21 protein-coding genes are annotated in these 24,319 nt (G+C 63.3%); 17 read left to right on the forward strand and 4 right to left on the reverse strand.

The genetic code is table 11. The annotated features are described in order from the left end of the window. Positions 1 to 158 precede the first annotated feature (158 nt). The 5 genes from ACP7D4_RS14050 (at position 159) to corA (ending at position 4,039) form a co-directional block, all read left to right on the forward strand. Positions 159 to 1,040 carry a TonB C-terminal domain-containing protein gene (locus ACP7D4_RS14050; RefSeq protein WP_426104280.1) on the forward strand — a complete coding sequence of 294 codons (882 nt, stop codon included), beginning with the start codon at positions 159 to 161 and terminating at the stop codon, positions 1,038 to 1,040. Beyond that, positions 1,037 to 1,861: a shikimate dehydrogenase gene (aroE, locus tag ACP7D4_RS14055; protein WP_426209647.1), complete on the forward strand. Its 825-nt coding sequence runs from the start codon at positions 1,037 to 1,039 to the stop codon at positions 1,859 to 1,861. Before ACP7D4_RS14050 ends, aroE begins: the two co-directional genes overlap by 4 nt. Beyond that, entirely contained in the window at positions 1,858 to 2,562 is a 705-nt protein-coding gene (gene mtgA / locus ACP7D4_RS14060) for a monofunctional biosynthetic peptidoglycan transglycosylase (protein ID WP_426104283.1), read from the forward strand. Before aroE ends, mtgA begins: the two co-directional genes overlap by 4 nt. Positions 2,563 to 2,582: 20 nt before the next feature. Next, positions 2,583 to 2,990 carry a hypothetical protein gene (locus tag ACP7D4_RS14065; RefSeq protein ID WP_426104285.1) on the forward strand — a complete coding sequence of 136 codons (408 nt, stop codon included), beginning with the start codon at positions 2,583 to 2,585 and terminating at the stop codon, positions 2,988 to 2,990. An 83-nt stretch (positions 2,991 to 3,073) separates the two neighbouring features. Beyond that, positions 3,074 to 4,039 carry a magnesium/cobalt transporter CorA gene (gene corA / locus ACP7D4_RS14070; protein WP_426104286.1) on the forward strand — a complete coding sequence of 322 codons (966 nt, stop codon included), beginning with the start codon at positions 3,074 to 3,076 and terminating at the stop codon, positions 4,037 to 4,039. Between the two features lie 179 nt (positions 4,040 to 4,218). On the opposite strand, the gene hemL is transcribed toward corA, so the two are convergent. Both hemL and thiD read right to left on the reverse strand, forming a co-directional pair. Further along, the gene (gene hemL / locus ACP7D4_RS14075; protein ID WP_426209649.1) at positions 4,219 to 5,514 is read right to left on the reverse strand and encodes a glutamate-1-semialdehyde 2,1-aminomutase; all 1,296 of its coding nucleotides are present in this window, start codon (positions 5,512 to 5,514) and stop codon (positions 4,219 to 4,221) included. Beyond that, the gene (thiD, locus tag ACP7D4_RS14080) at positions 5,511 to 6,347 is read right to left on the reverse strand and encodes a bifunctional hydroxymethylpyrimidine kinase/phosphomethylpyrimidine kinase (protein WP_426104289.1); all 837 of its coding nucleotides are present in this window, start codon (positions 6,345 to 6,347) and stop codon (positions 5,511 to 5,513) included. Before thiD ends, hemL begins: the two co-directional genes overlap by 4 nt. Before the next feature lie 109 nt (positions 6,348 to 6,456). Between thiD and ACP7D4_RS14085 the strand changes: the two genes are divergently transcribed. The 6 genes from ACP7D4_RS14085 to ACP7D4_RS14110 all read left to right on the forward strand — a co-directional run bounded on the left by ACP7D4_RS14085 (position 6,457) and on the right by ACP7D4_RS14110 (position 16,658). Further along, positions 6,457 to 6,609 carry a rubredoxin gene (locus tag ACP7D4_RS14085; RefSeq protein ID WP_426104318.1) on the forward strand — a complete coding sequence of 51 codons (153 nt, stop codon included), beginning with the start codon at positions 6,457 to 6,459 and terminating at the stop codon, positions 6,607 to 6,609. A 104-nt stretch (positions 6,610 to 6,713) separates the two neighbouring features. Beyond that, complete coding sequence (locus tag ACP7D4_RS14090) at positions 6,714 to 7,112, forward strand: response regulator (RefSeq protein WP_426104320.1); 399 nt, start codon at positions 6,714 to 6,716, stop codon at positions 7,110 to 7,112. Between the two features lie 14 nt (positions 7,113 to 7,126). Further along, positions 7,127 to 7,495 carry a response regulator gene (locus ACP7D4_RS14095; RefSeq protein ID WP_426104290.1) on the forward strand — a complete coding sequence of 123 codons (369 nt, stop codon included), beginning with the start codon at positions 7,127 to 7,129 and terminating at the stop codon, positions 7,493 to 7,495. A gap of 4 nt (positions 7,496 to 7,499) precedes the next feature. Continuing rightward, entirely contained in the window at positions 7,500 to 8,036 is a 537-nt protein-coding gene (locus ACP7D4_RS14100) for a chemotaxis protein CheW (protein ID WP_426104291.1), read from the forward strand. Between the two features lie 48 nt (positions 8,037 to 8,084). Then, positions 8,085 to 10,475: a methyl-accepting chemotaxis protein gene (locus ACP7D4_RS14105; protein WP_426209651.1), complete on the forward strand. Its 2,391-nt coding sequence runs from the start codon at positions 8,085 to 8,087 to the stop codon at positions 10,473 to 10,475. A 120-nt stretch (positions 10,476 to 10,595) separates the two neighbouring features. Beyond that, a complete protein-coding gene (locus ACP7D4_RS14110) occupies positions 10,596 to 16,658 on the forward strand; it encodes an Hpt domain-containing protein (RefSeq protein WP_426209652.1) in 6,063 nt (2,020 codons plus the stop codon). A gap of 53 nt (positions 16,659 to 16,711) precedes the next feature. On the opposite strand, the gene ACP7D4_RS14115 is transcribed toward ACP7D4_RS14110, so the two are convergent. Continuing rightward, positions 16,712 to 18,133: a cryptochrome/photolyase family protein gene (locus ACP7D4_RS14115; protein WP_426209654.1), complete on the reverse strand. Its 1,422-nt coding sequence runs from the start codon at positions 18,131 to 18,133 to the stop codon at positions 16,712 to 16,714. Positions 18,134 to 18,314: 181 nt separating this feature from the next. On the opposite strand from ACP7D4_RS14115, the gene ACP7D4_RS14120 reads away from it, so the two are divergent. The 6 genes from ACP7D4_RS14120 to ACP7D4_RS14145 all read left to right on the forward strand — a co-directional run bounded on the left by ACP7D4_RS14120 (position 18,315) and on the right by ACP7D4_RS14145 (position 23,121). Continuing rightward, positions 18,315 to 18,977, forward strand: coding sequence for a YqgE/AlgH family protein (locus ACP7D4_RS14120; protein ID WP_426104322.1), 663 nt, complete (start codon positions 18,315 to 18,317; stop codon positions 18,975 to 18,977). 8 nt (positions 18,978 to 18,985) lie between these two features. Next, complete coding sequence (gene ruvX, locus ACP7D4_RS14125; protein WP_426104297.1) at positions 18,986 to 19,432, forward strand: Holliday junction resolvase RuvX; 447 nt, start codon at positions 18,986 to 18,988, stop codon at positions 19,430 to 19,432. Then, positions 19,416 to 19,934, forward strand: coding sequence for a bifunctional pyr operon transcriptional regulator/uracil phosphoribosyltransferase PyrR (gene pyrR, locus ACP7D4_RS14130; protein WP_426209656.1), 519 nt, complete (start codon positions 19,416 to 19,418; stop codon positions 19,932 to 19,934). The genes ruvX and pyrR overlap by 17 nt, the downstream gene beginning before the upstream one ends. Next, positions 19,927 to 20,892, forward strand: a complete 966-nt coding sequence (locus tag ACP7D4_RS14135; protein ID WP_426104301.1) for an aspartate carbamoyltransferase catalytic subunit — start codon at positions 19,927 to 19,929, stop codon at positions 20,890 to 20,892. Before pyrR ends, ACP7D4_RS14135 begins: the two co-directional genes overlap by 8 nt. Positions 20,893 to 20,936: 44 nt before the next feature. Next, positions 20,937 to 22,253: a dihydroorotase gene (locus ACP7D4_RS14140; protein ID WP_426104303.1), complete on the forward strand. Its 1,317-nt coding sequence runs from the start codon at positions 20,937 to 20,939 to the stop codon at positions 22,251 to 22,253. Positions 22,254 to 22,389: 136 nt separating this feature from the next. Continuing rightward, positions 22,390 to 23,121 carry a lysophospholipid acyltransferase family protein gene (locus ACP7D4_RS14145; RefSeq protein ID WP_426209658.1) on the forward strand — a complete coding sequence of 244 codons (732 nt, stop codon included), beginning with the start codon at positions 22,390 to 22,392 and terminating at the stop codon, positions 23,119 to 23,121. 341 nt (positions 23,122 to 23,462) lie between these two features. Here ACP7D4_RS14145 and ACP7D4_RS14150 read toward each other — a convergent pair whose 3' ends face one another. Next, positions 23,463 to 24,314, reverse strand: a complete 852-nt coding sequence (locus ACP7D4_RS14150; protein WP_426209660.1) for a symmetrical bis(5'-nucleosyl)-tetraphosphatase — start codon at positions 24,312 to 24,314, stop codon at positions 23,463 to 23,465. Between the last annotated feature and the right edge of the window lie 5 nt (positions 24,315 to 24,319).

Below are 24,319 nucleotides of genomic sequence, written 5' to 3' on the forward strand. Positions count from 1 at the left end.
GCCAAAAGTCGCCACCGGCCCCATATCACCCCGTCACCCCGGTCTAAAAAAGCCCTGGCGCCCCTTCCCCCACCACTGTGCCCACACAGCATCCCCATCCCGGCTATTAGTATGTAAAATGGCCGTTCCTTGATACAACAGTTCATTCCCGTTATCGCGTGAAGCACTTTAGCCAACTCAGTCCGCTCACTATCGCCGTCGCAGCCTCCGTTGCGCTGCACGCTGCCTTGTTGACCGTGCGTTTCGTCGCCCCTGAAGTGTTCGAGGTGAAACCGGCCGACCCGGGCCTCGAAGTCATCCTGGTTAACGCCAAGCACGCCAAGGCGCCGCTCAACGCGGACGCGCTGGCCCAGGCCAATCTCGACGGCGGCGGCCAGGCCGACGCCGGCCGCTCCAAGTCGCCGCTGCCGGACATGCGCCGCATGGAGGTGGGCGACTCCGTGAAAGCCACCCAGCGCCGCGTCGCCGAACTCGAAGAGCAGCAGCAAAACCTGCTCACGCGCAGCCGCGCATCGAACTTCAACGCAGCGCGCATCACCGAAAAAGACAAGCCGGACCCGGCCCGCACCGGGAACGATATGCTCGACAGCAGCAAGGCCATCGCCCGCACCGCCGCCGAAATCGACCAGCGCATCGAGGACCAGAACAAGCGTCCGCGCAAGACGTTCATCACGCCGAGCACGCGCGAAGTCGGTTACGCCCAGTATTACAAGGAAATGCAGCGCAAGGTCGAGGAAGTCGGCACGCTCAACTTTCCCCAAAAAAACGGCAAGAAAATGTACGGCGAGCTGGTCGTCTATATTCCCATCTTCCAGGATGGCAGCATCTACATGAAGGATGGCGGCGTGCGGGTGGAAAAGAGCTCCGGCAACGCCGAACTCGACAAAGCGGCGCTGGCCATCGTGCGCCGCTCGGCCCCGTTCGGCCGCTTCCCGCCCAAGATGCTCTCGACCGACAAGGATGACCTGTGGGTCATCATCACGCGCTTTAACTTTACCCGGGAAGAAAAGCTCGAGGCTGAATTGAGTGGCGCCAAGTGAGCCCGAAGATCGCCCCTTATTGCGTCATCGGCAATCCGATCGCCCATAGCAAGTCGCCGGCCATCCACGCCGCGTTTGCGCTGCAAACGGGGCAGGATATGGTGTACGAGCGCTGCCTGGCGCCGCTGGACGGTTTTGCCGCCACAGTCGCCGCGCTGATCGCCTCCGGCTGCCGGGGCGCCAACGTCACCGTTCCCTTCAAGCTCGACGCGGCCGCGCTGGCGACGACGCTAAGCGCCCGCGCCCAGGCGGCCTGGGCCGTCAACACGCTCAGCTTCACCGAGGGCGCCATTGCCGGCGACAACACCGACGGCGCCGGCCTGGTGAACGATATCGTGCGCAATGCGCTCTTTTCAATTGCCGGCAAGCGCGTGCTGCTGCTGGGCGCGGGCGGCGCGGCGCGCGGCGCCATGCTGCCGTTGCTGGGCGAAAGCCCCGCACAGCTGGTCATTGCCAACCGTACCCGCGCCACGGCCGATGCGCTGGTCCAGCATTTTGCGGGGCAGGGCGGCCTGCTGTCGGCCTGCGAATTTGCCGATCTGGACGGACCGTTCGACCTGGTGGTCAACGCCACTTCGGCCAGCCTGAGCGCGGCCATGCCGCCGCTGCCCGCCACGGTATTTACCAGCGCGACGCTCGCGCTCGACATGATGTACGGGAAAGAGCCGACCGTGTTCATGGATTTTGCCAGCGCCCACGGCGCCACCGCGCGCGACGGCTTGGGCATGCTCGTTGAGCAGGCGGCGGAAGCTTTCGCCATCTGGCGCGGCGTGCGCCCCGAGACAGCCATGGTCCTGGAACAGATGCGCTCGTCCCTATGAGCCGGGGCAAACCCGCTCGCCGCCCGATCCTGATGCTGCTGCTGGGAACGTTGCTGATCCTATTTGCCGTCCAGCTCTATTTTTTCCTGATGGTGTGCTGGTATGCGCGGTTCAACCCGCATCAGACCAACATGATGAGCGACCAGCTCGCCTCCCTGCGCGAAAAGAACCCGAACGCACAGCTCAAGTACGAGTGGGTTGCCTACGAGCGCATTTCGCCCAATCTGAAACGCGCGGTGATCGCCTCGGAAGACGCCAATTTCGCCGACCATGACGGCGTCGACTGGGAAGCGCTGCAAAAAGCCTACGAGCGCAACAACAAGCGCCACAAGGTGGTGGGCGGCGGCTCCACCATCACCCAGCAGCTGGCCAAAAACCTGTTTTTGTCCGGCTCGCGCAGCTATGTTCGCAAGGGCCAGGAACTGGTCATCGCCTACATGCTTGAATCAGTGCTCAGCAAGCGCCGCATTCTGGAGCTGTACTTGAACGTGGTGGAATACGGCAGCGGCATTTTCGGCGCCGAAGCGGCGGCGCGCTACTACTACCATACCAGCGCCGCAGCCTTGGGCTCGGCGCAGGCGGCCAGGCTGGCGGTAATGCTGCCCAATCCGCGCTTTTACGACAAGCACCGCGATACCAGCTACCTGGCGCGGCGCACCAATTTGATCGTTCGGCGCATGGCTGCGTCCGAACTCCCTTAACTTCATCGCAGAGGCTGTCCATGTTATATCGTCAACGCGGCGCGCTCAGTCTTTACTGGGTCGCCATTATCTCGGCCGCTGCGGCGGCGCTGGCCATGGCCGCCCTGATGTCGATGAAGGGTGAGCGCAACCTGTTCGCCGCCGGCGCCGACGAGGCAAAAAAACTGGCTGCCGACAGCGGCGCGCAACAGGCGCTGCAAGCGGCCCGCGACAGCGTGACCGGCGTCGACAGCCGCATGAAAAGCTGCGTCATTCATGGCAAGAAGGTCATCTCCAACACGGATTGTCCCGACACCAACAAGAGCACCAAGCTGGTCGTCATTCGGGAAGGCAATGTTGCGCAGGCAGTCAAGGCGCCGGTCACGCCGGCCGGGCACGCCACGTCCAACGCGGCAATCGACAAAATGATTGAAAAACAGTTGCAGTAGAGCGAAATGTTCGTTTCGGGGTGGTCGGCCCCAGGGCTTACGGGTACACTTGCGCTGTTTTGAATCCCGGCCGAGAAAAGCGCATGATCAACGTATTCGTCTTACAAAATGGCCGTCTCAACCAGGTTCCGATCGAAAGCCGGGAAGACCTGGAAAGCGTCGCGCCGGTATGGGTCGACCTGACCGATCCGAACGACGACGAGCGGGCCTGGGTCAAGACCATCTACGGCGTGATTTTGCCCGGCGAAGATGAAGTCAAGGATATCGAAGCGTCGGCCCGCTACTACGAAGCGGAAAACGGCGACTTGCACCTGCGCACCGACTTTTTGCTGGAGGAAGACGACGGCCCGTCGCGCGTGGTCACGGTCGCGTTCATCCTGGCGCGCAAAATGCTGTTTTCGGTCCATACCGACGACTTGCCCGTGTTCCGGCTGGTGCGCATGCGCGCACGCTCGCGGCCCGGTTCCATCGCCGACTACATGGACGTGCTGCTCGACCTGTACGCCACCGACGCCGAGTATTCGGCCGATGCGCTCGAAGGTATTTACGAGAGCCTGGAAGGCGTCAGCCAGCGTGTGCTGCAAAAGGAATTTACCGACCAGGACGCTGCGGCGGCCCTCAATTCGATCGCGCACGAGGAGGATTTGAACGGCCGGATCCGGCGCAATATGATGGATACGCGGCGCGCCGTCAGCTTTCTGATGCGCGGCCGCTTGCTCAATGCCGAGCAGTTCGAGGAAGCGCGCCAGATTTTGCGCGACATTGAGTCGCTCGACGGCCACACTTCCTTTTTGTTCGACAAGATCAACTTCCTGATGGACGCCACGGTCGGTTTTATCAACATTAACCAGAACAAGATCATCAAGATGTTCTCGGTGGCCTCGGTCGCCTTCCTGCCGCCGACCCTGATCGCCAGTTTGTACGGTATGAATTTCAAGATCATGCCGGAGCTGGACTGGCGTTTCGGCTATCCGCTGTCATTGCTGTTGATGGTGACGTCGGCCATTGCGCCGTTCTGGTATTTCCGCCGGCGGGGCTGGCTGCGCTAATTACCGGCACAGTAAAATAAATTGCGGGGAGCTGGGTCCGTCCTCAGGATGGGCGGATCTGCAGAGCCATTCAATGCTTTAAATATTGCTATTCGGCAATATCATGCTGCGCATTCCATTAGTCATTTAACACCAGATGGCGCCCTCGCAAGACTGTTGCAACGGCGCCATCTTGATCCTTATTTCAGTTTCGCAAACACCCTGCGCGCCGCGGCGATGGTCTCTTCAATCACCGCGTCGTCGTGCTGCGCCGAGACAAACCCCGCTTCGAACGCGGCCGGCGCAAAATACACGCCTTCGTCGAGCATGGCGTGGAAAAACGCATTGAAGCGCGTTTTGTCGCCCGCCATCATCTCGGCATAGGTGCCCGGCACGTCTTCGCTGAAGTAAATCCCGAACATGCCGCCCACCGAATCGGCGCAGAAAGTCACGCCTGCCTCGGCCGCCGCCGCCGCCAGACCGGCCGCCAGCTTGGCCGTCTGCGCCGTCAACTGCTCGTAAAAGCCTTCCTGTTGGATCAGCTTGAGCGTGGCCATGCCCGCCGCCACCGCCACCGGATTGCCCGACAAGGTGCCGGCCTGGTAGACCGCGCCGATCGGGGCCATGTGCTGCATCAGTTCCGCGCGCCCGCCAAAGGCGGCCACCGGCAAGCCGCCGCCGATCACCTTGCCCAGCGCCGTCAGGTCGGGCGTGATGTCGTACAGCGCTTGCGCGCCGCCCAGCGCCACCCGAAAGCCGGACATGACTTCGTCGAAGATCAGGATTGCGCCATGGCGCGTGCACAGCTCGCGCATGGTGAGCAAAAACTCGGGCGTGGCGCGAATCAAGTTCATGTTGCCGGCCACCGGCTCGACGATCACGCAGGCGATGGTCTCGCCCATGGTTTCAAAAGCGTCTTCGAGCTGCGCCACGTTGTTGTAGTCAAGCACCAGCGTGTGCTTGACAAAGTCTTCCGGCACGCCGGCCGAGGTCGGGTTGCCGAAGGTGAGCAGGCCGCTGCCGGCCTTGACCAGCAGCGAGTCCGCGTGGCCGTGGTAGCAGCCTTCGAACTTGACGATCTTGTCGCGCCCCGTGGCGCCGCGCGCCAGGCGCAGGGCGCTCATGGTGGCCTCGGTGCCGGACGACACCAGCCGCACCTGCTCGATCGACGGCACCAGGCGGCAGATTTCTTCGGCCATCAGCACTTCGCCTTCGGTCGGCGCGCCGAACGACAGGCCGCGCGCGGCCGCTTGCTGCACCGCCGTCACCACCTCGGGATGGGCGTGGCCGACGATGGCAGGGCCCCACGAGCCGATGTAGTCGATATAGCGCTTGCCGTCGGCGTCCCAGAAGTAGGGGCCCTCGGCGCGCGTAATGAAGCGCGGGGTGCCGCCCACGGATTTAAAAGCGCGCACGGGCGAGTTGACGCCGCCCGGCGTCGTCTTCTGGGCGCGCGCGAACAGCGTGTCGTTGCGGGAAGTGTCGGGAATGGTCATGACGTAGTCGATCCGTGAAAAGTATGGGCAAAAAATTTGTTGGGTATCAGGCGCCCCATGCCGAAACGCTGGGCATGCGCCAGTGCCGAGGCAGTGTACTCCTGCGCGCGCCGGACCGCGTCCATTGGTTCCAAACCGTGCGCCATGAACGCGGCGATCGCCGCCGACATGGTGCTGCCGGCCCCCGTGAACGGGCCAGGCAGGTGGCGCCACTCGAAGCTGGCGCACACGCCCTCGTCGTTGAACAAAGTATTTGCGCGCAGGGCCGGGTTGGCGCCGCCGGCCAGGCAGGTTGAAGTGACGAGCACGTAGCCGCAGCCGTCGCCGGTCAGCTCGGCCACGTCTTCCAGCAACATGTCGGCGCCGCCTTCGCGCCACGTTTCGGCCATGCGCGCCAGCTCCACTTGCGACAATAACAAAATCGTCGTTTGCGGCACCAGGATCTGACGAATCGCGATCAGCATGTCGTCGTCGGACAGGCCGGAGTCTGGCAGGCTGGACAAAAATGGATCGAGGATCAGCGGCACGTCCGGATAGTCGGAGACGATTTCGGCGATCGCCGTGGCCTGCTCGATGCTGGTCAGGGCGCCCACCTTAAAGGCGGCCACCGGCATGTCTTCGAGGATCAGGCGGGCCTGGTCGACCAGCCAGTCGGCTTCGATATCGAAAGTGTCTTCGACGCGCGCGCTGTCGGCGATCAACAGGCCGGTGGTGACCGACAGGCCATGGCAACCGAGCGCGCCAAAGGCGGCAAGGTCGGCCTGGATGCCGATGGCGCCGACCGGATCGGAGACGCCGAATGTAAGGATAAGGGGAGTTGTTTGGATTTGCACGACTGGTAGATTAAGATACCTGATTGCCCGCATTTTACTAGATAGAAGGAACGACAACGTGAGTAGTATTGATAGCAGCGGCGCGCGCGCCACCCCATTCCAGACCTGGATGTGCCTGATCTGCGGCTGGGTCTACGAGGAAGAACACGGCTTGCCCGACGAAGGCATCGCGCCGGGAACGCGCTGGCTAGATGTGCCGATGAACTGGACCTGCCCGGAGTGCGGCGCCCGCAAGGACGATTTCGAAATGACAGTTATCTAATTGGAACGCGGCGTTTTTAATACAGAAGTTGAATGAATGCAACAGATATCGCACAAGTTGCTTGCCCTATGGTATCGTTCAGTTTCACGCCGAGTAAACTGAAAATGACAATGACGCCGCAAACCACAGTCTTGAAAATCATGGTGATCGACGACAGCAGCACGATTCGTCGCTCCGCAGAGATTTTTCTCACGCAGGCCGGCTATCAGGTTGTGCTGGCCGACGATGGCTTCGACGCTCTGGCCAAGATCAACGACCACCATCCTGCGCTGGTGTTCTGCGACATTTTGATGCCCCGCCTGGATGGTTACCAGACCTGCGCCCTGATCAAAAAGAGCGCGAAGTTTCACGCCACGCCGGTCGTGATGCTTTCCTCGAAAGACGGCTTGTTCGACCGCGCCCGCGGCGCCATGGTTGGTTCCTCGGCCTACCTTACCAAACCTTTTAGCAAAGACAGCCTGCTGGCCGCTGTGCGCGAGCACACCGCCGACGCGTCAAAATAATCCTGGAGAACCCCGTGGCCATTACAAAAATTCTTATCGTCGACGACTCTCCTACAGAGCGTTACTACCTGACCGACATCCTGGTCAAGAACGGTTTTACCGTCACCACCGCCGACAATGGCGAAGAAGCCTTCATCAAGATCAAGGCCGACAAGCCGCACCTGATCCTGATGGACGTGGTGATGCCGGGAGCGAACGGCTTCCAGGTCACGCGCGCCATCTCGAAAGACCCGGAACTGGCGGACGTGCCGATCATTATCTGCTCGTCGAAAAACCAGGAAACGGACCGCGTCTGGGGCTTGCGCCAGGGCGCGCGCGAGTACCTGGTCAAGCCGGTCGACCCTGAACTGCTGCTGGCGAAAATCGCCGCACTCAACGTCTGATCCCATGAGCGCTGCCGCCCACAGCACGCCACAGAGAGCCGTCCAGTCCGATGGGGCCGGCCGGCGTACCCGTTTGCGCCAGTACCAGGTGCAGCTGCTCGAACGCATGCAGGCGGCGCGCAACAATGCCGGCGCCCGCGTCAACCAGCTCGGCGTGCAAATGGGCCCCGAGCGCTTTCTGCTCGACCTGACGCAGGTCGGCGAAATCGTCCCGGTGCCGTCGGTGACGGTCGTCCCGCTGACCCAGAGCTGGTACCTTGGCCTGGCCAATGTGCGCGGTAACCTGATCAGCGTGATCGACCTGGCGCGCTACCAGATGGATTCAGAGACGGCGATCGGTTCCGACAGCCGCCTCATTACGTTTGCCAACGGTCTCGGTTTCAACTGCGCCCTGTTGGTCTCGCGCGTGTACGGCCTGCGCCATGCGGCCGGCATGGAGACCTCGGGCGAGCGGCTGCGCGACGCCGACGCCGTCGAATGGACGCCGCTCGACTTGGCGGCGCTGGTTGCCGAAACACGCTTTTTGCACGTCGGATTTTAAACCACGCACGAGTGGTATCCATATCTACCTTAGGGATTGGGAGCTGTAATGGGATTTGCTTGGAAGAGTTCGCTGGGGCTGGCCCCCAAGGGTGGTGACGACAATGTGGGCGTGCTGGCGGCCCCCGACACCGAATTCGGACCTGAACTGGGCTCCGGCGACGAGCCGGGCCACGAGGCGGCGCACGGGTTGGCGCACGTGCCGGCCCAGGTGCCGGCGCCGTACGATGCGCCCCCCGCGGCCTACGCGAATGGCGGCTTCGGCGACACCGTCACCGCTCCGGTTGACGAGGCGCCATCGCACTTCGGCAGCAGCGCCGTGACCCTGGACGACGACGGCGACTCCGACATCAAACTGCCCTTCATCGGCGAGCTGTCGCTGCCGCGCCAGCTGCGCATCCTGTTCATCGTCTTTGGCGTGAGCGTTTTGGTGACGGTGCTGGCGCTGTGGATGAACGCCCGCGCCAACGCCACCTCGTCCGACCAGACGCAGATTGCGTCGGACGCGCTGATGCACTCGCAGCGAATCGGTAAAGCGGCGCCTAACGCGATCCAGGGTAACCCGGAAGCGTTTGCGCAGCTTGAAGAGAGCCGCGCGATGCTCAACAGCGACTTGAACCTGCTCGAAAAGGGCGGCAAATTCGGCGGCGCCAGCGTGCCGTCGGCCCCTAACAGCATGAAGAAGATGCTGGGAGCCGCCCGCAGCAAGTGGATCAGCACCGACAACGCGGCCGGCACCATCATGAAGATGAAGCCCGAGCTGACCGGCTTTGAAAAGATCCTGCGTCAACTCGACATCCTGTCGCCGGAACTGCTGTCGATGACCGAAGAACTGCTGAACCAAAAGGTCCAGAAGGGCGCCACGCCACGCGAACTGGCCGCCATCGGCCGCATGACCATGCTGACCCAGCGCCTCTCGCGCAGCGCCAGCGAGTTCCTGACTTCGGGTGGTATTCGTCCCGAGACGGCATTCCAGCTGGGCCGCGACGCCACCACGTTCCGCACCACCATCGACGGCTTTTTGAATGGTAACGAGACGATGCAGTTAAATGCGGTACGCGATCCTGAAATGCGCGCGCTGCTAGGCGAAATCAAGAACAAGTTCGACGCCTACCACAAGCTGATCACCTCGGTGCTCGACAACCTGCCCAAGTTTACGGCCGCCAAAGGCGCCGAGCTGTCGATCTTCTACGAGAACGAAGAAGTCAAAAAGCTGCTGACCACGGTGCAGACCACTTTCCGCCAGGAGCAAGATTCGCTGGGCGGCTGGTTCCTGCTGATGGCCGCCGCAGCCCTGTTCACCGCCGCCGTCGCTTTCGCCATCGGTAAGATCATGCTGCAAGACTCACGCACCCGGGCCCGCGCTGCGGAAGGCCGGCGCCAGGAAGCTGACGCGATGCGCCAGCTGGCCCAGACCAAGGAAGAAGAAGCGAAAGCAACCAACGACCAGAACCAGGCAGCTATTTTGCGCCTCATGAACGAGCTGCAGGAAGTGGCGGACGGCGACTTGACGGTGCACGCAACGGTGTCCGAAGACATCACCGGCGCGATTGCCGACTCGGTCAACTACACGGTCGAGGAATTGCGCGGCCTGGTGGAGCGCGTCACCACGACTGCCGAGCAGGTGACGTCGGCGTCCGGCAACGCACAGAACATTTCGACCGAGCTGCTGGCGGCGACCGAACAGCAGTCGCGCGAGATCCAGGATGCTTCCGAGACGGTGCTGAAGATGGCAAGCGAAATTACCGACGTGTCGAAGTCGGCCAACGAATCGGCCGAAGTGGCGCGCCAGTCCGTGGTTGCGGCGCAGCAGGGTTCGACCGCCGTGGAAAACGCGATCAAGGGTATGCACGAAATTCGCGAGCAGATCCAGGAAACCTCCAAGCGCATCAAGCGCCTGGGCGAATCGTCGCAGGAGATTGGCGAGATCACCGAGCTGATTTCCGACATTACCGAGCAGACCAACGTGCTGGCGCTGAACGCGGCAATTCAGGCGGCATCGGCCGGCGAAGCAGGACGCGGCTTCTCGGTGGTTGCGGAAGAGGTGCAGCGACTGGCGGAACGTTCGGCCGGCGCGGCAAAACAGATTGGCGCGCTGGTGCGTACCATTCAGACCGATACCCACGATGCGGTGGCCGCGATGGAAAAATCGACGCAAGGTGTGGTCGAGGGAGCCAAGCTGTCGGATGCCGCGGGCGCCGCACTGTCGGACATCTCGCGCGTGTCGAACCGTCTGGCCGAACTGATTCAGGGCATTTCGTTCGCAACGGAGCTGCAGGCAACGTCGGCCAACGGCGTGGCCCACAACATTCAGCACATTCTGTCGGTGACCGAAAGCACGCAGGACGGTACGCAGCAGACTGCAAACTCGATTCGCCAGCTCTCGCTGCTGGCGCAAGAACTGAAAAACTCGGTATCGCGATTCCGCGTAATCGCCTGACACGTCAACGACGGATCGACCAGGAGCGCCTGCCCCGCCTTGCAGGCTACGGCAGGCGCTCTTGCTTGATCTTTCATAGTTCGCCATGGCGGCCCGATTGAACTCAAGGTAAGCAAAACGATGACTGATTTTTCGCACGCGCCCCAATTTGACACTGGGCCGCTCGGCTGGGTGATGGGCGAAATCCGTGAAGCGCTGGGCAAGTCCGGCGCGGCGCTCAATGACGCCACATCCCTGAACGACGACGCCCAGGCAGACTCACTCAAGCATGCGAAAGCATACTTGCACCAGGCCCACGGGGCCTTGCAGATGGTCGACGTCGACGGCGTCGGCGTCATGACCGCCGTGGCCGAGGAAGCGCTCGACCGCTTCCGCGATGCCCTGCTGCCGTGCACGCGCGAGAACGCGCAGGTCGTCACCGCCGTCTACCAGGCAGTCATCGAATACCTCGAAGAGCTGCTCTCGGGCGCCGACCAGCAGCCGGCGCGCCTGTTCCCTTATTACCGCGACGTCCAGGAAAAACTGGGCGCGGCGCGCATTCACCCGGCCGACCTGTTTTTCCCCGACCTGTCGCTGGCCGCCGTGCTGCCGCAGCACGCAGCGCCTGCCACCCAGCCCGACTACGCAGCCTGCCGCGCGCGCTTTGAAAAGGCGCTGCTCCCATTCATCAAGAGCACCGACGCCGCCTCGCAGCAAGCCAATGCAGCGGCCATGCAGGAAGCCATCGCGCTGATCGCGGCGGCGCAAAAGGAATCGGCCGGGCGCACCTTCTGGGTCGCCATGCAAAGCTTTGCCGAACTGGTTGCCAAAGGCCAGTTGGGAAGCACGCTCTACACCAAGCAGCTGTTCGGCCTGATCAACCTGCAGATTCGCCGCCTGACCCAGGGCGAAGGCAGCCTGCCCGAAGCGATGATGCGCGACGCGCTGTTTTTCATCGCGGCCGCAGCCAAACCGTCGCTCACGGCGCAAGCCTTGCGCACGGCTTACCGCCTTGAAGGCGTCATTCCGGGCAATTACGAGACCAAACGCTATGGCCGCATCGATCCGGAAGCGCTGAAAAGCGCCAAGGAAGCCCTGGCGCGCGCCACCGTCATCTGGGACAAGCTTTCGTCGGAACTGGACGAAGCGCTGGAAGCGGAATTCCAGGAATTGCTGGCCATCGTAGCTGCCGCCGGCCAGAAGCTTGGCGCGCCGGCCTTGGCGCGCCTGCAGGCCGAACTGGTACGGGCCAACACGGACGTCAAGACAATCGGGCGCAAACCGCAATTTAACCTCGAGATGGCTACGGCCATGCTGTTCGTCGAAAATGGCCTGGACCAGATCCGCCAGTTGCCGGACGACTTCGATGCGAACGCCGACATTGTGGGCGTGCGCCTGCTGGCGCTGGCCGCCGGCCAGACGCCGCCGGACGCGCCGCAGTGGCAGGGCGACCTGTCGCGCCAGATCCAGCAGTTTCATACCGTGGCCGTGCTGGCCGCCGAAATGAAAAACGGCCTGCGCCAGGTTGAAAAGGTGCTGGACGATTACTATGCGGACAGCGCCAAGCGCGCCACGCTGAGCCAGATCGATCCGGTGCTGCACCAGCTGCAAGGCGCGGTCGCGATCCTGGACCAGGAAGACGCAATGCGCGCCGCGCTGCACGTCAAGGAAGCGGTGCGGGTATTGGCTGCGGGCGAAGGCAGCCCGGAACAGGAAGCGGCGTCGCTGCAGAACATCGCCCAGAACATCGGCGCGCTGGGCTTTTTCGTCGACATGCTGGCCAAGAATTTTGATGCGGCCAAAGAGCGTTTTGCGTTCGACCGCGAAGCAGGCATGCTGCGCGAAGTGCCGTTTGAAAAACCGTCGGGCGAAACCGCGTTCGAGCCGGAAGCGGTGATCGTGATCGAGGAACCGGTGAGCGTGAGCGTGAGCGTTATTGCGCCGGTCGACGCGCCCGTGGCGCCGGCCGAGCCGGCGGCGCAAACTCCCGCAGCTCCTGCCACAGCGGCTGCGCCAGCGATCATGGGCGCACCACCCATGCAGGTTGAAGGCGAAGTCGAAGCCGAACTGCTCGAAATTTTCATCATGGAAGCGCAGGAAGTGCTCGAGCTGGTCAGCGCCACGCTGCCGCGCCTGAAAGCGCAGCCGTCGAACCAGGAAACGATGACGGTCGTGCGGCGCGCATTCCACACCCTCAAGGGCAGCGGGCGCATGGTCGGCCTGAACAATTTCGGCGAGGGCGCGGCCCTGGTTGAAAAAGTCATGAATTTGTGGTTGTCGGAAGGGCGCGAAGCAACGCCCGACCTGCTGGCGTTGCTCGGCTGGGCAAGTGCCGACATGACCTTGTGGGTTGACGAACTGGCCGCCAGCGGTCACTCGCCGCGCAGCAGCGAAGTTCTGGTGGCCGCGGCCACCCGCATGCTCGACGGCGCGCCGTTTACGATCGAAGCGCCGGCCAAAGCGGAAATCGAGATCGTTGCCGAAGCAGTCGACCTGCCGCAGCTGATCGATCCGTTTGCAGTGCCGGTGCTTGAAGAAGTGACCGAAGCGCCGCTGCTGCTCGACGACGATCCGCAGGAAGCGCTGCTGGGCGCTGAGGTGGCTGATGAGCTGGCCCATGATCCTGTCGATGCCTCGCCCGAAGAAGAAATGGTCGCCGAACTGCCGTTCGATGCCGACCTTGAAGAGCCATTCTTCGTGGATGCGGAAGAACTGACGTTTGCCTCCGAGCCTGGCGACGTGGAAGCGGTGCACGACATCGAGGACGCGGCCGAGACGCTGCAAGCTGCCGAAGTGACCGAAGCTGCCGAAGTGACCGAAGTTGCGGATGTGATCGCAGCTGCCGAGGTGACCGAAGTTGCCGATGCCGTTGAAGAAGCGTCGGTCGAGCCGGCCGTCGAGGAGCCTGTCAGCTTCGCCATTCCAGGCACCGGCAACGTGATCGAGTTTCCCGGCATGGTGCGTCCGACGCCGCCGGTGGACGACAACACGAAGCGCATCGGCACGCTTGAAATTCCGCTGCCGCTGTATAATATCTACCTGGCCGAGACCGACGAAATCGTCCGCCTGCTGACCCAAGATTTCAGCGAGTGGCGCCACGAGCCGCATCGCCTGGTGACGCCGCAGGCGCTGAAGGCGGCCCATACCCTGGGCGGCACCTCGGCCACCGTCGGTTTCGCGGCCCTGTGCGAGATTGCGCATGCGCTTGAAATGGCGCTCGACACACCGGCGCCGGTGCTCGACGCGTCCGAGCGCGATTTGCTCGACGAGACCGTCGACTGCGCGCGTGAGATGCTGCAAGGCTTTGCGCTGGGTGAAATCGCCGAGCCCAATCCGGGCCTGGTGGCGCGCCTGAACAAGCTGCGCGAGCGCCTGGTCGAGCAAGAGTCGGCCGTCTACGTCGGCGCCGAAAGTTCCGAAGTGAGCGTTGCCGACGAGCCGGAAGGGATGGATACGCTGTTCGCCGAGACGCTCGAGAGCGTGACCGCCGAACCGGCCGAGCACGTCCCTGACATCGAAGAAGTGCTCGCCGCCGAAGAAGTCCTCGCCGCCGAGGAAGTTCTGGAAGAAGCTTTGGCCGCCGATCAAGTGCCCGATTTCGAGGAAATCGTCGCCCAGGCAACGCCGGCGGACGAACAGTCCGATCCGCCGATCGAAGCGTACGACCTGTTGGACGAGCCGTTCGACGACGCTGAACTGGATCTGGCGTCGCCGTCTTCCGGCACGGTGGTCCCGGCCCCGGTCATCGAGTACACCGAACTGCCTGAACCCGTGATGGCAATGGACGAGGAGGATGACGAGGCTGAACTGGTGCCGGAGCTGATCTCCGAGCCGGAGCCGATCGCCACGCCTGAACGCATTGCGGTGCCCCAGCTGATCTCCGAGCCCGAGCTGCTGGCCGCTGAAGTGCTGGCGACCGAAACGGCGATCAGCGACACGGCCGTGCAGAACGCCGTGGCCGAAGTGCCGCTTGGCGACGACCTCGATGCCGACTTGCTGCCGGTGTTCCTGGAGGAGGCGACCGACTTGCTGCCGGAACTGGGCGAAGGCTTGCGCAAGTGGCAGCAGCAGCCGGGCGACACCACGCCGGCCAAGGGCCTGCTGCGCATCCTGCATACCGTAAAGGGCAGCGCGCGGATGGCAGGCGCCATGCGCCTCGGTCAGCACACGCACGAAATCGAAACCCAGATCGAGAACATGGTTCACGCCGGCACCTCGACGCCGGCCGCGTTCGACGAACTGATGGCCAACTACGACCACGCGCTGCTGCTGTTTGAACAGCTGCAAAACCCGCAGCCGGTCGCAGTTCCCGGCGCTTCTCCCGTGGCCGGCGCCGCGCCGCTGGTTGCCGACGAGGCGGTCGCCGCCCAAGCGCGCACGCCGCTGGTGCGGGTGCGCGCGGACATTCTGGACCGGCTGGTCAACCAGGCCGGCGAAGTGTCGATCACGCGTTCGAAACTGGAAAACCAGGTGTCCACGCTCAAGTCGTCGCTGTCGGACTTTTCGGAAAATCTGGCCCGCCTGCGGCGCCAGTTGCGCGAAGTCGAGATGCAGGCCGAGTCGCAGATCTCGTCGCGCATGTCGATTTCGAGCGAACGCGAATTCGATCCGCTCGAGTTCGACCGCTTTACCCGCCTGCAGGAATTGACGCGGATGATGGCCGAGAGCGTGAACGACGTTGCGTCGTTCCACGAAAGCTTGACGCGCACGGTCGATTCGGCAACCGACGACTTGACGGTGCAGTCGCGCCTGACGCGCGACTTGCAGCGTGACCTGATGCGGGTGCGGATGGTGCCGTTTTCCAGCCTGTCCGAGCGCTTGTTCAAGGTGGCGCGCCAAACCGCCAAAGAGATCGACAAGCGGGTCAACCTGGATATTCGCGGCGGCGGCGTGGAGATCGACCGCAGCGTTCTGGAGCAGATGGCGGGACCATTCGAGCACTTGCTGCGCAACTCGATCGTGCACGGCATCGAGTCGCGCGACGAGCGTAACGCCAACGGCAAGACCGACATCGGCGAATTGCTGGTGCAGGTCAGCCAGCAGGGTAACGAGGTGGTCATCCAGTTCAACGACGATGGCGCCGGACTTGACCTGGACCGGATCCGCGAGAAGGCACGCGAGAACGGCTTGGTTGCCAAGGATGCGGTGGTGAGCGACGCGGAAGCTGCCGACCTGATTTTTGAGCCGGGCTTTTCGACTGCGGACTCGCTGACCGCTCTGGCGGGACGCGGCGTGGGCATGGACATTGTCCGTTCCGAGGCGGCCGCCCTGGGTGGGCGCGTGTCGATCGTCACCGAAAAAGGCAAGGGCGCGCGCTTTACGATCAACCTGCCGCTCACGCTGTCGGTCACGCAGGTGGTGCTGACCAACAGCGGCGCCAAGACTTACGCGGTGCCGTCGATTCTGGTCGAGCAGGTGCTGCAGATTAAGGAAGCGCCATTGAACGCGGCGCGCGAGGCGGGCTTCATCGAATTCCAGGGCCAGAAAGTGGCGCTGCATTTCCTGCCCACGCTGCTCGGGGACGGCGACGCCCATCCGATGGTGCAGCGTTCCTGCCCTGTTCTGGTGCTCAAGCACGGCAGCGACAGGCTGGCGATCCAGGTCGATAATATCGAAGGCAACCGCGAGGTCGTTATTAAAAACATCGGCCCGCAGCTCTCGCGCATGATCGGCATTGCCGGCGCCACGGTGCTCGGTTCGGGCGAGATCGTCCTGATTTTGAATCCTGTGGCGCTGTCGCACCACATCGATTTGCATCCGCAGTTAAAGCCTGCCGCCGCGATCGCCGCAGCTGCCGCGGCGCCCGAGTCCAGGGCGCGCGACTTTGTGGTGATGGTGGTCGACGATTCGCTCACGGTGCGCAAGGTTACCCAGCGCCTGCTCGAGCGCGAAGGCTACCAGGTGATGCTGGCCAAGGATGGCGTCGACGCCCTGGAACACCTGCAGGAAACCGTGCCCGACTTGATGCTGGTCGATATCGAAATGCCGCGCATGGATGGTTTCGACCTGACGCGCAATATCCGCGGCAACGACAGCACGGCCGGCGTGCCGATCATCATGATCACTTCGCGCACGGCCGACAAGCACAGGAACTATGCGCTGGACCTGGGTGTGAATGCGTATTTCGGCAAGCCGTTCCAGGAAGACATGCTGCTGGCCGCCATTGCTGGTTTGCTCAAGCGGGAGATGCCGGTTACCCAGTAATTGAAGTCGCCTGCAAATAAAAACGCCCCATTGAAACGGGGCGTTTTTTTCATTCAAGCTGCCTGGATTTTCACCACGGCGTAGCGCTCCAGGGTCTTCTTGCGCGCCTCATCGTGCTGCACGATCGGTCCCGGATAATTGGCCGCGCCCCCGGACAGCCATGGCGCATGAATCTCCTTGTCCGACAGCTTTGCCAGTTGCGGCAAATAGCGCCGGATGAACTTGCCCTTCGCATCGAACTTCTCGGACTGCGTAATCGGATTGAAAATCCTGAAGTAGGGCTGCGCATCGCACCCGGTCGACGCGGCCCACTGCCAGCCGCCATTGTTCGACGACAGATCAAAGTCATTTAACAGCAGCGCAAAATAGCGCTCGCCCCAGCGCCAGTCGACCCCCAAATCCTTGATCAGGAAGCATGCGGTCACCATGCGCAGGCGGTTATGCATGTAGCCGGTCTGGTTCAGCTGCAGCATCGCCGCGTCCACCAGCGGATAGCCGGTGCGCCCTTCGCACCACGCGGCAAACAGTTCCTGCGCTTCGGGTCCGGCCTCCCATTCGATGGCGTCGTAGGCCGGCTTGAACGCGCGCTCGGTCACGCGCGGATGATGGAACAGGATCATCGCGTAAAACTCGCGCCAGATCAGCTCCGAGAGCCACACCGGCGCGCCTTCGCCGCCGGCGCCGTTGGCGATGATGCCGTTCACGGTGCGTACCAGGTGCCGGATCGACAGCGTGCCAAAGCGCAGGTGTACCGACAGGTAGGACGGTCCCTTGACGGCCGGGTAGTTGCGCGCTTCGCCGTAGTCGGCAATGCGGCCGATAAAGTCCTCGAACAAGGCCGCCGCGCCTGACATGCCCGCAGCGATTGGCAAATTGGCCGGCTCGAAGCCGATGTCGGCCAGCGTCAGCAGGCGATGGTCGGCCGGGGCGGGCGCAAAATGCGCCGCGTGCGCCTCGATCTCGTACCCGTCCAGGCAGGACGGCTCGGCCAGCATGCGCTTGAGCCAGGCGTTCTTGTAGGGCGTAAAGACCGAAAAGGTTTGCGCGGCCAGCGTCAATACTTCGCTTTTTTCAAAAATCACCTGGTCCTTGAAGGTGAACAGGCTGCGACCGTCCGCTTCGAGCACTTCGGCCACGGCCGCATCGCGGTCGATTGCCTGCGGTTCGTAGTCGTGATTGGCGAACACGGCGTCAACACCCAGTTCGGCCGCCAGCTGCGTGATGCCAGCCACGGCGCCGGCGTGGCGCACCAGCAGGTGGCCGCCCATCTGGCGCAGCTCGGCATCGAGTTCGGCCAGGCTGGCATGGATGAATTCGACGCGGCGGTCCGCGCGCGGCAAGACTTCCAGAATATCGGTGTCGTAGATAAAGACACAGTAGACGGCTTGCGAGGACGTCAGCGCATGGTGCAAAGCGGCATGATCGAAGGCGCGCAGGTCGCGCCGGAACCAGACGAGAGATTTGTTAAAAGTCATTATTGTGTTGAGAGTCAATATTAAGGTGCTATTTATCGTTTACCATCGCGTAAGCTGCGCCCCGGAAAGGTGCGTTCGATGGTCGCCGGCGCATTTCAGTGTAAACTGCTGAAAAACTGGCGCGCGGCGCGATGATGGTAGCAGCAAACCCTCAAAGATCGAGGAAGAGAGAGTGATGCGTATGAAGAAAAGCAAAATCGATAAGACTTCGGCCATGCCAGGCATGTCGCCCGAGGCAACCGGCCGGTTCGAGGAAGGATTTGCTTCGTCGTCGGGCTCTACGCTCAATCTGGAAAACCATTTCCTGATCGCGATGCCATCGATGGAAGACCCGGTCTTCGGCGGCGCCGTCGTGTATATCTGCGAGCATAACGACAAGGGCGTGCTGGGGGTGATCATCAACAAGCCGACCGACATGACCATGGAAATCCTGTTCGAACGGATCGACCTGGCCATTTCGTCCGGTTTGCACAGCAACGTCGTCAATGAGCCGATCATGTTCGGCGGCCCGGTCCAGGACGACCGCGGCTTCGTGCTGCATACGCCCGGCACCCCCTATTCGTCGTCGCTCACCGTGACCAGCGAGGTTGCCTTCACCACCTCGATCGACGTGCTAGAAGCCGTCGCCAACGGCAGCGGTCCACAGCGCCTGCTGGTATCGATCGGCTATGCCGGCTGGAGCCCGGGCCAGCTCGAAGACGAAATCGGCCGCAACGGCTGGCTCACCGTGGGCGCCGACCCCCATGTGCTGTTCGACCTGCCGATCGAAGAGCGCTACAACGCCGCCATCAAACTGCTGGGCATCGACCCCATGATGCTCGCCTCCGAAGCCGGCCATGCATAGTGGGCAGCATGGGAGCTGACCCGGTGGCTGACCTGCTGGCCGAGCTGACCGTGCAACCCGCGGTAGAACTGGTTTTCGGTTTCGACTTCGGCATCAAGCGCATCGGCATCGCCATGGGCAATACCCTGACCGGGCAGGCGCAGCCGCTGGCCGTGGTCAAGGCCATCGACAATGCGGCCCGTTTCAAGCAGATTGGCGAGCTGATCGCCGAGTGGCGACCGGCGCGCCTGGTGGTCGGCGAACCGCTGCACCCCGACGGCGCCGAACACGAGATGACGCTGCGCTGCCGCCGCTTCGCCAACCAGCTGCATGGCCGCTTCAACCTGCCGGTCACGCTGGTCGACGAGCGCTACTCGTCCGCAGTCATCCAGACCAAGCGCGGCGAGATCATCGACGCGAAAGCGGCCGCAATCATTTTGCAACAATACTTTGACGATCATGCCAACATCAACTAAGGATTTCGACGCCGAAGCGCTTTACCTGGTCCTGCGCGACCAGGTCAAGGCCGGCCTGTCCGGCGTCGCCGACGCCGCCATCGTGGGCATCCATTCGGGCGGCGCGTGGCTGGCCGAAAGGCTGGCGGCGGACCTGGGCCTGCAGCAGCGCCTGGGCTTCATCGACGTCTCGTTCTACCGCGACGACTATGCCAAAAAAGGCTTGCACCCGGACGTCAAGCCGACCCATATCCCGTTCAACGTGGACGGCGCCACCGTCGTGCTGGTCGACGACGTGCTCTACACCGGGCGCACCACGCGCGCGGCCATCAACGTGCTGTTCGACTATGGCCGCCCGGCGTGCATCCGGCTCGCGGCCCTGGCCGACCGCGGCGGGCGCGAGCTGCCGGTGGCGGCCGACTTCGTCGCCACCACCGTCGCACTCGGCGCGCATCAGTCGCTGGCGCTGGCGCGCGCCGAGGACGGACAATTTACGCTAACGATAGAAAAAGACCATGCTTAACCCGCAATTGAATAAAAATGGCGAACTGCAGCACCTGCTCTCGATCGAGGGCCTGCCCAAGTCGATCGTCAATCACATTCTCGACACGGCGTCGAGCTTTGTCGGCATCTCGGACCGCGAAGTAAAAAAGGTGCCGCTCATGCGCGGCAAGAGCGTCTTCAACCTGTTCTTTGAAAACTCCACCCGCACCCGCACCACCTTCGAGATCGCCTCCAAGCGCCTCTCGGCCGACGTCATCAACCTGAACATCCAGGCCTCGTCGGCCAGCAAGGGCGAGTCGCTGCTCGACACCATCGACAACCTGTCGGCCATGCATGCCGACATGTTCGTGGTGCGCCACGCGCAGTCGGGCGCGCCCTACCTGATCGCCAGGCACTTGATCGACACCAAACAGTCGCATGTCCACGTGGTCAACGCCGGCGACGGGCGCCATGCGCACCCGACCCAGGGCCTGCTCGACATGTACACCATCCGCCACTACAAAAAGGACTTCACCAACCTGACGGTGGCCATTGTCGGCGACATCCTGCACAGCCGCGTGGCGCGCTCGGACATTCATGCCTTGACCACGCTGGGCGTGCCCGAAGTGCGCGCCATCGGCCCGCACACGCTGCTGCCGGGCGGCCTGGAACAGATGGGCGTGCGGGTGTTTACCAACATGGACGAAGGCTTGAAGGGCGTCGACGTGATCATCATGCTGCGCCTGCAAAACGAGCGCATGAGCGGCGCGCTGCTGCCGTCGGCGCAGGAATACTTCAAGAGCTATGGTCTCACGCCCGAGCGCCTGGCGCTGGCCAAACCGGACGCCATCGTCATGCATCCGGGGCCGATGAACCGCGGCGTGGAAATCGATTCGGCGGTGGCCGATGGTGCGCAGGCGGTGATTTTGCCGCAGGTGACGTTTGGTATCGCGGTCCGCATGGCGGTGATGAGTATTCTGGCAGGCACGCAGGGATGAAGGCAGGGTTGAACGCAGCAATGGACGCATCAATGAACGCAGCAATGAACGCAGTTAATAACATTCATATCGCAAACGGGCGCCTGATCGACCCGGCCAACGGCATCGACAAGGTGCAAGATCTTTATATCGTCGACGGCAAGGTCGCGTCAGTGGGCAGCGCCCCGCCAGGTTTTGGCGCCGGCATCACCATCGACGCCGCCGGCCTGGTGGTCGCGCCCGGCCTGGTCGACCTGTCGGCGCGCCTGCGCGAGCCGGGCTACGAATACAAGGCCACGCTCAAGTCCGAGATGCAGGCGGCGATGCAGGGTGGCGTGACCACACTGGTGTGCCCGCCCGACACCGACCCCGTGCTCGACGAACCGGGCTTGGTAGAAATGCTCAAGTACCGCGCCGGCAAGCTGCTGCAGGCGCGCGTGCATCCGTTGGGCGCGCTCACCACGGGCCTGAAGGGCCAGTCGCTCACCGAGATGGCCGAGCTGACCGAAGCGGGCTGCATCGGTTTTTCGCAAGCCGAAGTGCCGATAGCAGACACCAACGTGCTGCTGCGCGCGCTGCAGTATGCCAACACCTTCGGCTTTACGGTCTGGGTGCGCCCGCAGGATGCGCACATCGGGCGCGGCGGCATCGCCCACGCCGGGCCGCTCGCTTCGCGCCTTGGCCTGTCGGGCGTGCCCGTCATGTCCGAGACGATCGCGCTCCATACGCTGTTCGAACTGGTACGCGCCAGCGGGGCGCGCGTGCACATCTGCCGCATGTCGTCGGCGGCGGGGCTTGACCTGGTGCGCGCGGCCAAGAAGGAAGGACTGCCCGTCACCTGCGACGTTGGCGCCCACCACGTGCACATGACGGACGCCGACATCGGTTTTTTCGACTCCAACGCGCGCGTCACGCCGCCGTTTCGCAGCCAGCGCGACCGCGACGCCATCCGCGCCGCGCTGTACGACGGCACGCTCGACGCCATCTGCTCCGACCATACTCCGGTCGACGACGATGAAAAGCTGCTGCCGTTCGGCGAAGCATCCCCGGGGGCCACCGGCCTTGAATTACTGCTGTCGCTGGCGCTCAAGTGGGCCGACGATTACGCCGCCGGCCAGCATGGTGCGCCCGGTTCGGCCTCGCCGCTGTCGCGCGCGCTGGCCAAGGTCACTTCGGACGCGGCGCGCGTGGCGGGCTTGCCGGCGGGGTCGCTGTCGGTGGGAGCCAACGCCGATGTGGTGGTGTTCGATCCGCAGGCGCGCTGGACGGTGGAGGCGTCGGCGCTGGCCAGCCAGGGCAAGCACACGCCGTTCCTCGGCTACGAACTGGCCGGGCAAGTCTCCACCACGATCGTGGGCGGGCGGGTAGCGTTCCAGCGATAGCAATGCCGGTGTCGGGGGGCGTTTCACGATACCCTTGGGCGCGGCTCGCGCACCTTTCGGGAATGCGAGCCGCGCCTGCCGTTGCGGACGGTAAAATCCAGCGTTATCTTGCATCACCGTTTCGACCAGGTCATATTTGAAGATCAAGCTCGCCTTTCGCCTTGCCCGTGTGTTCCTGCATTTGTTTGTCGGGGTGGCTTCCTGTGCGCTGTATTTTCCGTGGGCGGGCAAGGCGCGCCGCAACCGCTACGTGCAGCGCTGGTCGCGCGTGCTGCTGGCCATTTGCGGGGTGAGCGTGCAGCAGACCGCCGGCGCGCCCGCGCTGGAACACGCCATGATCGTTGCCAATCACGTCTCGTGGCTCGATATCTTCGTCATCAATACGCTGCATCCGTGCCACTTCGTGGCCAAGTCGGAAATTCGCGCCTGGCCCCTGCTTGGCTACCTGGCTGCCAAGGGTGGCACGGTGTTTCTCGCGCGCGGCAACCGGCGCGAGCTGCGCGATACCTTCAAGGGCATGGTCGCGGCATTGCAGGCCGGCGAGCGGGTCGCGTTTTTCCCGGAAGGGACCACCGCCGCGCAGGGAACCGTGCTGCCGTTTCACGCCAACCTGTTCGAGGCGGCGGTCGACGCCGGCGCTGTCGTGCAGCCGTACGCCCTGCGCTATGTGGACGCCAGCGGCGCGCTGCATCCGTCGATCGAGTTCACGGGCGAGACCACGTTCGCGCAAAGCATGATGGCGGTGCTGGCCGGTGGGCGCATCCAGGCGCGCCTGACTTGCCTGGCGCCGCTGCCGGCCGCGAACGCGCACCGGCGCGAGCTGGCCAAGGCCGCCCACGACGCCGTTGACGCCGCGCTCGCGGCCTAGCAGCCTGTCGGACTTAACGGAGGCGGCCGAAAAATCCACCTGACCGGTCCATATTTCACCGCTTTTTTGGTCAATAGAACCACTATTGACCTTCAAAATCGTCGAAATCTGTCCTCGGCCAGCTGAATTTCCGGCTCGCCTCGTTAAGTCCGACAGGCTGCTAGTCCGGCAACCGGTCGGACCTAGTGTCCCGAGTTGGAAGTTCGTTGTATAAATATCCCGAGAATCTCCGCGATACTGGGTCAAAAATGCTCGCAAGGCCTCGGCCTTGCTCCGCTTTTGTTCCTTGTCTCTCGGCGATTTCGGAACACTTATAAGCAACGAACTTCCAACTCAGGACACTAGCCCCGCTTTTTTCCTTTTGCGCGCTGGTATTCCGGGCACTCGACTTGCAGCAGTTCCCGGTTGTCCAGACAAAAGGCGGTCAGCTTGCCGCCCCAGACGCAGCCGCTATCGAGGCCGATCACGTCCGCTCGCAGCAGCAGTCCCAGCGCCGACCAGTGACCGAAGACGACCGGCGTTCCCGCGCTGCGCCTTGCGGGCAGGTCGAACCAAGGCAGCAGGTGCGAGCCGGCAGGTGCGAGCGCGCTTTCTTTTTCCTTGAAATCCATGACGCCTTCCGGCGTGCACAGGCGCATGCGCGTGAGCGCGTTGACGATGCAGCGCAGGCGCGCCACCCCGGTGAGCGCCTCGTCCCAGCGGTCCGGCGTATTGCCGTACATCTGGCCCAGGAACGCGATCCAGTCCGGGCCGCGCAGCACCGTTTCCACTTCGGCCGCCAGCGCCAGCGTCTGCGCGGCGCTCCATTGCGGCAGCACGCCGGCGTGCACCAGCAGGTGGCCGCACGCCATGATGGCCAGCGGACGATGGCGCAGCCAGTCGATGAGAAAGTCGCGGTCGGGGGCGGCCAAAATCTCGGCCAGCGTGTCCGAGCCCGACGCTTTCTGCGCGCCGCAAGCGACGGCCAGCAGGTGCAGATCGTGGTTGCCCAGAAGGGCCTCGACCCGGCCTTCGCTCTCGAGCGCGAGGGCGGCGACGCGGCGCAGCGCGGCCAGCGAGGCCGGGCCGCGATTGATCAGATCGCCGACAAAAATGATCCGGGCGCCTTCTGGCGCATCGTCCGCGATACGGTTGAGCAAGACCTGCGCTTCATGCGCGCAGCCTTGCAAGTCGCCAATGGCGTAAGTTTTCATGCGAT

It is taken from the genome of Massilia sp. TWP1-3-3, assembly GCF_049897805.1.
Lineage (GTDB): Bacteria > Pseudomonadota > Gammaproteobacteria > Burkholderiales > Burkholderiaceae_D > Telluria_A.

Bases quoted from the DNA above. Each gene is read 5' to 3' on its own strand.
- mtgA (WP_426104283.1), top strand. From the start codon at position 1,858: ATGAGCCGGGGCAAACCCGCTCGCCGCCCGATCCTGATGCTGCTGCTG.
- ACP7D4_RS14065 (WP_426104285.1), top strand. From the start codon at position 2,583: ATGTTATATCGTCAACGCGGCGCGCTCAGTCTTTACTGGGTCGCCATT.
- corA (WP_426104286.1), top strand. From the start codon at position 3,074: ATGATCAACGTATTCGTCTTACAAAATGGCCGTCTCAACCAGGTTCCG.
- hemL (WP_426209649.1), bottom strand. From the start codon at position 5,514: ATGACCATTCCCGACACTTCCCGCAACGACACGCTGTTCGCGCGCGCC.
- ACP7D4_RS14085 (WP_426104318.1), top strand. From the start codon at position 6,457: ATGTGCCTGATCTGCGGCTGGGTCTACGAGGAAGAACACGGCTTGCCC.
- ACP7D4_RS14090 (WP_426104320.1), top strand. From the start codon at position 6,714: ATGACAATGACGCCGCAAACCACAGTCTTGAAAATCATGGTGATCGAC.
- ACP7D4_RS14100 (WP_426104291.1), top strand. From the start codon at position 7,500: ATGAGCGCTGCCGCCCACAGCACGCCACAGAGAGCCGTCCAGTCCGAT.
- ACP7D4_RS14105 (WP_426209651.1), top strand. From the start codon at position 8,085: ATGGGATTTGCTTGGAAGAGTTCGCTGGGGCTGGCCCCCAAGGGTGGT.
- ACP7D4_RS14110 (WP_426209652.1), top strand. From the start codon at position 10,596: ATGACTGATTTTTCGCACGCGCCCCAATTTGACACTGGGCCGCTCGGC.
- ACP7D4_RS14115 (WP_426209654.1), bottom strand. From the start codon at position 18,133: ATGACTTTTAACAAATCTCTCGTCTGGTTCCGGCGCGACCTGCGCGCC.
- ACP7D4_RS14120 (WP_426104322.1), top strand. From the start codon at position 18,315: ATGAAGAAAAGCAAAATCGATAAGACTTCGGCCATGCCAGGCATGTCG.
- ruvX (WP_426104297.1), top strand. From the start codon at position 18,986: ATGGGAGCTGACCCGGTGGCTGACCTGCTGGCCGAGCTGACCGTGCAA.
- pyrR (WP_426209656.1), top strand. From the start codon at position 19,416: ATGCCAACATCAACTAAGGATTTCGACGCCGAAGCGCTTTACCTGGTC.
- ACP7D4_RS14135 (WP_426104301.1), top strand. From the start codon at position 19,927: ATGCTTAACCCGCAATTGAATAAAAATGGCGAACTGCAGCACCTGCTC.
- ACP7D4_RS14140 (WP_426104303.1), top strand. From the start codon at position 20,937: ATGAACGCAGTTAATAACATTCATATCGCAAACGGGCGCCTGATCGAC.
- ACP7D4_RS14150 (WP_426209660.1), bottom strand. From the start codon at position 24,314: ATGAAAACTTACGCCATTGGCGACTTGCAAGGCTGCGCGCATGAAGCG.